This window comes from Streptomyces lonarensis (assembly GCF_012033735.1).
GTDB classification, from domain to species: Bacteria; Actinomycetota; Actinomycetes; order Streptomycetales; family Streptomycetaceae; genus Streptomyces; species Streptomyces lonarensis.
Map to the genome: position 1 here is coordinate 1 of NZ_JAAVJD010000392.1, position 2,786 is coordinate 2,786.

At 79.1% G+C, this 2,786-nt stretch carries 2 protein-coding genes and 2 pseudogenes; 1 reads left to right on the plus strand and 3 read right to left on the minus strand.

Features of this window, described 5'->3' with window-relative positions:
* The 3 genes and pseudogenes from HCN56_RS24875 to HCN56_RS24880 all read right to left on the minus strand — a co-directional run.
* A pseudogene (locus HCN56_RS24875) lies at positions 1 to 356 on the minus strand (homoserine dehydrogenase); the annotation flags it as partial.
* Between the two features lie 16 nt (positions 357 to 372).
* Positions 373 to 555 (minus strand): annotated as a pseudogene (locus tag HCN56_RS27480) (AMP-binding protein); the annotation flags it as partial.
* A complete protein-coding gene (locus tag HCN56_RS24880; protein ID WP_167974813.1) occupies positions 552 to 1,559 on the minus strand; it encodes a 3-methyl-L-tyrosine peroxygenase-related protein in 1,008 nt (335 codons plus the stop codon). The gene HCN56_RS24880 and the pseudogene HCN56_RS27480, both read right to left, overlap by 4 nt.
* A 286-nt stretch (positions 1,560 to 1,845) precedes the next feature.
* Here HCN56_RS24880 and HCN56_RS24885 point away from each other — a divergent pair.
* A partial coding sequence (locus tag HCN56_RS24885; RefSeq protein ID WP_209313166.1) for a CoA transferase occupies positions 1,846 to 2,786 on the plus strand: 941 nt, incomplete at its 3' end.

The window sequence follows — 2,786 nt, forward strand, 5'->3', positions numbered from 1 at the left end:
CCCGCCCCGGGGCCGGCGACCATCAGCCGCCCGGAGGCGGCCGCCTCCACCACCACGGCGTTGTCCGCGCCGCCCACCGCCGCCAGCGGGTGCTCCACCGGCACCATGGCGGGGTGGACGCGGACGGCGACCGACCCGGCGTCGGCGGCGCGCTCGCACACCGCCGGCGGCTTGACGACGCACCCCGCCGCGCGTGCGGCGGCGAGGTCGGCCGGCGTGACGGCCTCGATCCCCTCGCGGTGCACCTCGGCGGGGTGGACCAGGGCGCCGAAGGCGGCGCCCGCGAGGACGGCCGCCTTGGCCGCCGCGTCGTGGCCCGCGACGTCCGCGGTGGGGTCGGGCTCGGCGTAGCCGAGGACTCGCCCGGTGGGAGATGACCACGCCCTTGGGGCGGCCGGTGGAACCCGAGGTGTCGAGCACGTAGGCGGGGTCGTCCGGTGTCAGCGGCGCGCGCCGGTCGGCGTCGGTGCGGCGGGTCGCCGGCGTGATGCGGGTGGAGGACGGCTGACGGGCCCGCCCTCCCGCACCACCGCTCACCGGGACGGCCCCGGTCACCGCCGGTCGGTGCGGTCGGCTGCCTCCCGCACCAGTGCCAGCCGGCGCTCGGTCAGCTCGTCCACCACCTCGACGCCGGCCCGCTGCGCCGACTGCGGGCCGCCGGCCGCCATCAGCAGACTCGGGATGCGCGTGCCGTCGAAACGCGAGCACACCGACCGGTGCGCCGCGTAGACCCGTTGCAGTGCGTCGTCCAACCCGGTCACCGCCGGGTCGGCGAACCCGAGCCACCCCAGCGCGGGCCGGCTCGCGCGCAGCGTCCGCACCAGCAGGGCGTGGTCGCGGGTCTGGAAGCCGCTGAAACCCGGCCGCACGGCGGGCGGCAGCATCGACGGGCGGACCTCCCCCTCGTAGTCCTCGCGGCTGAGACCGCCGGCGAACGTCATCGCCACCGCCGAGTGCCGGCACATCTCCGCCGCCAGCTCCAGCGCCCGGGACGCCCTCACCGCGTCGCGCGCGTCCGCCGCCGAGACGAAGCACCGCAGCCCCGCCACCACGCCCTGGATCAGGACGAAGAACACCTGGTGCCCCACGCGCCAGTGCTCGTGCGGCCGGGGGCAGTCCACCGGCCCGCCGGTGTCCCCCGTGGTGTCGTCGGCGCAGGCCGCGGCGGCCGGCACCCCCCGCGCGCGGTCCAGCAGGCAGCGCCAACCGGCGCTCAGGGCGGGCAGCTCCCGAGGGTCCCCGCAGCCGCAGCGCCGCTGGTGGACCGCGACGAGGTGGTGGGCGTGCGCGCCACCGAGCAGGAAAGCCGATGCGGAGAGGTCGGCGGTGCGGGCCACCCCGAAGAACGCGTCGTGCTCGTCGCGTTCGTCCTCCGGCCGGTCACCGGGGCGGGGGGCCACCGCCGGGTCCGGCGCCCGGTTCGCCGCGGCCGCCGCGTCGAACCGGGACGCCGCCGCCGACAGCTCCGCCATCCGGTCCGGCAGTCCGGTGGGGTCCGCCAGCACCAGCCACGGTTCCCTGCACACCGGACAGCTGCGGATCTCGTGCGGTGCGGTCACGGGTCTCCCCCTCCTGCCGGGCACCGGAGCCCGGTGCGGCCGAGCCGCGCCGGTCAGCAGCACCCTAGGTGCGCGCCCGGCGCGAGCGCCGCGGACGAGGGGCAATGAGCAGGTCGCTGCAATGCCGGGCGCACGGGGGCGCCCGCCCGTTGACTGCGGTGGCCATTCCTCCGGGTGGGGATGGACACCGCGGGTCGCGCGCGGTGCCATGGCGGTACGGGGCCCGGACCCCGGCTGCTCCACCACCGGGCGGGCCGCCGGTGGCCGCCTGGCGGAGGGAGGCCGCATGATCCACCCCGTCGTCGAGGGATTCGCCCCACTGGCCGGGCGCCCGTGCATGGTCTCCGGCAGCGGGACCGCCGCCCGGGTGGCCGCCGACCACCTGCGGCGGCTCGGCGCGTCGGTCCGCACCGACCCGGACGGGGCGTACGGGCCGGATGGGGCAGCCGGGGCGGACGCCGGCACCCCGGCCGCAGGAGACGAGGCCGCAGCGGACGACACCGCGACGCCCGCCGCCCGGCTCCGGGCGGCCGGCCCCCGGGGGAGCGCCGAGGTGCTGGTCCGCTGGGCCGACGTCCTGCCCGCCCCCCTGGTCCACGACGAGACCTCGGCACAGGCCGTCTGCGGGCTCATGCACGTCCACGGCCGCCGCCACGGCCGGCCGCGCGCGCTGCGGCCCGACGTCGCCGCGACCGCCGCCGGCGTCCTCGCCACCACCGCCCTGCTGGCCCGGCTCCACGCCGGGGCGGGCGCCGCCGGGGAGCCGCCGGCCACCACCGGCGTCGACCGCGCCGCACTGCTCCTGACCTCCCATCACCTCGCTGTCGCCGGCAGCGACGACGGCCCGCCCGCCGACGCCCCGGGCGGCCCGCCGTTCCGCAGCGCCGACGGCACCTGGTTCGAGATCGAGGCGCTGGCCGCCGAGAGCTGGGCGGCGTTCTGGGGCGGGCTGGGCGCGCCCCAGAACGCCGCCCGCGACGGGTGGAGGTCCTTCGCCGAACGCTTCACCACCGCCGTCGCCCCGCTGCCGGCAGCACTCCACACGGCGGCCCGCCGACGGACATGGGCGGAGCTGCACGAGCTGGCCGGACGCAGCGGGGTCAGCGCCTGCCCGGTGGCGCCGGCAGCCCCCGAACCGCCGACCGCCCCCTGGCTGCTGCGCACCGCGCCGCCCGGCCCGCCCGGTGGTGGAGCAGCCGGGGTCCGGGCCCCGTACCGCCATGGCAC